The following is a 6,000-nucleotide window of genomic DNA, read 5'->3' as shown; positions in this document are numbered from 1 at the left end:
TTCACCAATACCAGAAAGTGTAGACCCATTAAAAGATAAGCAGGATTGACTGTATACTTGAATACAGATGATCCTGCTTTTTTGTATCAAAAAATAAATTTCAAGGAGGTTAGAAGTAACATGTCAATTGCTACACAATTTGACTTGATTTTACGTGTGTTAATCGCGGGCGCTTGCGGATTTGCGATCGGATATGAACGAGACGCCCGCGCTAAAACAGCTGGATTGCGAACGCATATTATTATTGCGGTTGGTTCGGCGTTAATGATGATTGTATCTAAATACGGATTTATGGATTTGTTGGGCAATAAAGGGATCGAGTTGGATCCTTCCCGGATTGCGGCTCAAATCGTCAGTGGCATTGGGTTCATTGGTGCTGGAACAATCATTGTCAAACATGAAGATGTCAACGGGTTAACAACCGCGACTGGCTTGTGGACAACGGCTGGCGTCGGGATGGCTATTGGGGCGCGAATGTACGTTGTTGGAATCTTTTCGGCCTTGTTAGTTCTGGGGACTCAGATTATGTTACACCGTGACTTGGCCTGGTTACGATTACCCCACTATAGTGAAATCAGGTTGAAGGTTAAACATGGACATCACAACATTTCGGTGATTCAAAAAGCACTTCAAAAAAATGATATTACCATTGCTAGTATTCGAGTCAGAAAGGCAGAAGCACTAGATAATGTGCGAATGACGGTTCAATACCCAGAAACATTTAGTAAAGAAAAATTAACGGAGATTCTGGAAGCCATTCCGGAAATTGTGGCGATGGAAATTTATTAGAGTCTTTCAAGCATTTTTGTTTTCACATTGGATGGGGAAATGATAGTGTAAATTTAAGAACATAAATAATTACTCAAACTTATCTATAATAGGAGGTTTTTACATGAAAGTATTTGTAATTGGAGCTCATGGCCAGATTGGCAAACTCTTAGTGGCACAATTATTGGCACGTGGCGATGAAGTTGTCGCTGGAATTCGAGATAGTAAACAAAGTGCCTTTTTTGAAGATCAGGGGGCCGAAACTCAGCTGTATGATTTAAACGAACAGCCTGAAGAATTGGCTAAATCCCTAACGAATGTTGATGCAGTTGTGTTCAGTGCCGGATCTGGTGGTAAAACAGGTGATGATCAAACACTTTTGATTGATTTGGATGGTGCTGTTAAAAGTATGGAAGCTACCGAAAAGGCAGGCATTAAGCGATTTGTTTTAGTAAGTGCGATGAATGCTGAAGACCGAACCCGTTGGACAGCGATTAAACCATATTATGTTGCGAAACATTATGCAGATCTCTATCTTAAGGACGAAACAAGTTTAGACTATACCATTGTAAAACCTGGTGCATTGACTAATGATGCTGGCAAAGGTGGTGTTGTTATTGATCAACAAACTGGTAAAATTGCGCGGGAAGATGTGGCAGAAGTACTTATATCAGTATTGCATAATCCTAATACAATCAAAAAAGAATTCGCAGTTAGTACGGGAGAAACGCCAATTAATGAAGCAGTGAGCCAGCTGTAAGCCCTCGTATGAAAGTAGTTAAATCGTTTTCATGAAACATGTTCCAAATAAGGTACTTGAACCTTAAATGGAACATGTTTTTTATTTTGGAAACGCCTGTACAACGGCCAAATATTGAGGTTATAATGTACCTGTTGAAAGCGCTTCATGCTTTGTAACCATTGGCCAAAGGTTTTTCAATTATTTTCTTAGAACATATATAAGCAATTATTATTTGAGGTGATATTAATGAACGATTGGATTAACAACAAACTTCTACCACCAATTATGAAGTTTGTTAATACCAAAGCGATCACAGCCTTAAAGAATGGTATGTTAGTCAGTTTACCATTCATTATGGTTGGATCTGTATTTTTACTGTTGAGTTCATTTCCACTGCCAGCTGTTGCTAATTGGATGAATGCGACAGGGCTGACTCCATATTGGACACAAGCATATAATGCTTCATTTGGTGTTTTAGCTATTTTTGCGGTTGTTGGTATTGCATACAACTGGGTAAAAGATGATGGGTTTGAACCATTACCTGCCGGAATGACAGCATTAGTTAGTTTCTTTCTTGTTATGCGTCCATCAACACCAGTACTGAATGCAGCTGGTAAAACAGTTATTTCAGCAACACAAGCTCCTACAATGTTAGGCGGATTTATTGATCGAACTTGGCTTGGTGGCCAAGGTATGATTGCCGCAATCATTATTGGATTGTTAACAGGCTGGGCTTATTCATGGTTCCTCAAGCATCATATTACGATTAAGTTGCCTGAGCAAGTACCACCTGCAGTATCTGATTCATTTGTAGCTCTGATTCCAGCTTTTGTAATTGTGACAGGCTGGTTGTTAGTGTACATTTTGTTTGATGTTACTGCTCACACAACAATGACACAGTGGATTTATCAAGTAGTACAAACACCATTACAAGGTATGACTGATTCATTTGGTGGTGTCGTAGTTATTGCATTACTGATTCCCTTTTTCTGGTTTTTCGGTGTTCATGGTGCAGTTATTGTTGGTGGAATTATGGGTCCCATTTTGCAGGCCAATGCTCTACAAAACGCTGCAATCTTCAAGGCACATGGTGTTGTTACTGCTGCAAACGGTGGCCATATCTTTATTCAATCACTATTGGATCAGTTTGGTACTGTTACTGGATCTGGTATGACAATTGGATTAGTTGTATTTATGGCGTTCTTCGCAAAATCGGCGCAGATGAAGAGTATCGGAAGATTATCTTTTGTTCCAGGATTGTTTAATATTAATGAACCTGTTCTTTTCGGTGTTCCGGTCGTTATGAATCCGTTGTTGATTGTTCCATTTATGGCGATGCCGCTTATTTCAATGGGATCAACTTATTTATTAATTAAAGTTGGTTTTCTACCATATTTGAATGGTGTCTATATTCCATGGACTACACCACCAATTATTTCTGGATTATTAGTCGGTGGTTGGAAAATGATGATTTGGCAGGCATTTGTACTAGTACTTTCGTTCTTTGTTTACTTGCCTTTTGCACGCAAACAAGATCAAATGTTATTAGCACAGGAAAATGCTGCCGAAGATTCAGAGGCACATACTAAAGAAGCAAATGCCGCTGCAACAACAGAACATGCAACTGATTAATTTAACTAAAAAGTCTATTTATGGCGATGAAAATCAAAGTGAATAGATTTTTTTATCAGAGTAATTGTAAGCGCTATGAAACTTTTGGAAAAAATAAGCATTTTAATGTAAAACGCTTGCAAAAAATCTTATGCTAAAAATATAAAGAATTATAAAAATGAGAGGAGTTTATTGAATATGAGTAAATTAAAGGATGGTTTTCTATGGGGTGGCGCTGTTGCTGCTCACCAACTTGAAGGTGGCTGGCAAGAAGGCGGCAAAGGTGTCAGCGTCGCAGATGTAATGACGGCGGGAGCTAATGGTGTTCCACGTGAGATTACAGATGGTGTACTACCTGGAAAGAACTATCCTAATCATGATGGGATTGATTTTTATCATCGCTATAAGGAAGATGTAAAGCTTTTTGCTGAAATGGGCTTCAAGTGTTTCCGAACATCCATTGCTTGGACACGGATTTTTCCAAACGGCGACGAAGACAGACCAAACGAAGCTGGATTGCGTTTTTACGATGACTTATTTGATGAATGCCACAAATACGGTATTGAACCAGTCATTACATTGGCACATTTTGAGATGCCTTACCATCTTGTTAAAGAGTACGGCGGTTTCGCAAATCGGAAGGTGATCGACTTTTACATGAACTTTGCTGAAACATGTTTTAAACGGTATAAGGACAAAGTTAAATACTGGATGACATTTAATGAAATTGATAACCAGAGTGATTTTAATAGTGAATTTTCACTTGCAACCAACTCGGGAATTTTGTTTAGCAGTGTGAAAAAAGAAGATCGCGAAGCTGCTATGTATCAGGCCGCTCATTATGAACTAGTGGCAAGTGCTAAAGCTGTTAAAGTGGGTCACAAAATTAATCCTGATTTCCAAATTGGTTGCATGATCAACATGACGCCAATTTATCCATTAAATGCGGATCCGAAAAATATTATGTTGGCAGAGCGCATGATGCAACGCCGTTATTGGTTCTCTGATGTGCATGCTAATGGCGTTTATCCAAATAATATTGAAACTTATTTGAAACGCAAAGGCTATCGTAAAGATATTACCGATGAAGATCGCGAAATCTTGAAACAAGGAACCGTTGATTACATTGGTTTGAGCTACTATAACTCTATGACCGTTAAGGCTGACGGCATTGATTTGGATGGCGATATTAATCCGGAAGAGCCAGTGACCAAGAATACGACTTTGCAAACGAGTGAATGGGATTGGCCAATTGATCCAGTTGGATTGCGTTATTCTCTAAACTGGTTAACTGATCGCTATCATTTACCATTGTTCATTGTTGAAAATGGTTTAGGTGCCCGTGACAAGGTTGAGGCCGATGGTAGTATCCATGATCCTTACCGAGTAGATTACTTGCGAGCTCATATTGCTGAAATGGAAAAAGCAGTTGCACTTGATGGCGTTGACCTGATGGGTTACACACCATGGGGCTGCATTGATCTTGTTTCTGCTGGAACGGGTCAGATGTCCAAACGTTATGGCTTTATCTATGTCGATAAAGATGATGACGGAAAAGGCACGTTGAATCGTTCAAAGAAAGACTCATTTGATTGGTATAAAAAGGTGATTGCCAGCAATGGTGAGGGCCTAAAGTAGCGTGTTTCAAAAGGCAAATAGCTTTTGAGCAGTAGCCTAGATAACCGAATGATTCGGGTTAGGAATCGTTTGGTTATCGTAGCTAGGCGGAGAAAGGTGCGACTTGTACTTACCGGTTTTTGGTATAGTACAATCGACATCGACGTGAATACTAGTGCCTTTTTAAACACATTTCAGATAAATTAAGACAGTATATTCAAAAAGTTTAGAAAAAAGAGGATCTGAAATAAAGCATTCCGGTCATCTTGTTGGAACGGATGGCTTAATTTCAATCCTTTTTTCATACATAACATAAATATGAAGGAAGTTAATCACATGAAATATTATATTGGCCTTGATATTGGTGGGACAACGATTAAATATGGCTTGGTTGATGAAACAGGTAAGATTTTGGAGAAAGATGCCGTCAAAACTAGCATTAAAGGCGAAGAAATTCTCAAAAATATTGCTACGATTGTCGATAAGTTTAAAGCAGAAAAAAACATTACAGCAATTGGGGTAAGTGCCCCTGGAATTGTCCAAAAAGATGGTTTCATGACAACCGGTGGCGCCATTAAAGACTTTTTTGGGATTAATTTGAAACAAGAAATTGAAAAGCGCACCAATATTACCACTACAGTTGAAAATGATGCGAACGCAGCTGCTTTTGCAGAACAATGGAAAGGTAATGCAGTTGGTTTTCATAGCTATTATTGCATGGTTGTCGGAACTGGCATTGGTGGTGGCCTGGTCATTAACGATCAGATTTATCGTGGTGGTCACGGGATGGCCGGTGAATTTGGGATGATGTCAGTCATGGATGTGAATGATGATCAGGATCTGCAACTTAACAGCCTTAGTTTCACAGGGGCAACTGTATTTGGTCTACTGAATTACTACAACAAGCACAGTGGTAAGCCAAAAGTGACGGATGCTAGAGTGGTTTACGATTTGGCAGATAAGCAAGACAAAGTAGCGTTAGAAAGCCTGGACTTTTTCTATACAGCCCTTGCAAAAGGAATCATTAATTTGATGGTTGCAATTGATCCAGAAATTGTGCTGATTGGTGGAGGGATCTCTGCTAATCCTAAGTTTCTTGATGGATTGCATGCAAAAATTGCTGACATGAAATCGCGTAACTCTGATGTACGTGATTTAAGGTTTGCGGAAGTAAAACCGGCTAAATTACGGAATGATGCTGGCATTATTGGTGCTGTTTATCGCGCTATTCAAGCAGAAAAATAATCTAAAAAACGCCGGAG

5 protein-coding genes are annotated in these 6,000 nt (G+C 39.2%); all 5 read left to right on the top strand.

Annotated elements, in window-relative coordinates:
- The first annotated feature begins 120 nt into the window (after nt 1-120).
- The 5 genes from IV84_RS01865 to IV84_RS01845 all read left to right on the top strand — a co-directional run bounded on the left by IV84_RS01865 (nt 121) and on the right by IV84_RS01845 (nt 5,983).
- Nucleotides 121-789, top strand: a complete 669-nt coding sequence (locus IV84_RS01865; RefSeq protein WP_046870992.1) for an MgtC/SapB family protein — start codon at nt 121-123, stop codon at nt 787-789.
- A gap of 103 nt (nt 790-892) precedes the next feature.
- Nucleotides 893-1,528 carry an SDR family oxidoreductase gene (locus tag IV84_RS01860; protein ID WP_046870993.1) on the top strand — a complete coding sequence of 212 codons (636 nt, stop codon included), beginning with the start codon at nt 893-895 and terminating at the stop codon, nt 1,526-1,528.
- Between the two features lie 228 nt (nt 1,529-1,756).
- Complete coding sequence (locus IV84_RS01855; RefSeq protein ID WP_056986029.1) at nt 1,757-3,142, top strand: PTS sugar transporter subunit IIC; 1,386 nt, start codon at nt 1,757-1,759, stop codon at nt 3,140-3,142.
- A 177-nt stretch (nt 3,143-3,319) separates the two neighbouring features.
- Complete coding sequence (locus IV84_RS01850; RefSeq protein ID WP_056986028.1) at nt 3,320-4,759, top strand: 6-phospho-beta-glucosidase; 1,440 nt, start codon at nt 3,320-3,322, stop codon at nt 4,757-4,759.
- Between the two features lie 315 nt (nt 4,760-5,074).
- The gene (locus IV84_RS01845) at nt 5,075-5,983 is read left to right on the top strand and encodes an ROK family protein (protein ID WP_056986027.1); all 909 of its coding nucleotides are present in this window, start codon (nt 5,075-5,077) and stop codon (nt 5,981-5,983) included.
- Nucleotides 5,984-6,000: the final 17 nt, after the last annotated feature.

It is taken from the genome of Pediococcus damnosus, from assembly GCF_001437255.1.
GTDB classification, from domain to species: Bacteria; Bacillota; Bacilli; order Lactobacillales; family Lactobacillaceae; genus Pediococcus; species Pediococcus damnosus.
Note: the sequence above shows the minus strand (reverse complement) of the source record. Positions and strands in the feature narration are given on the sequence as shown.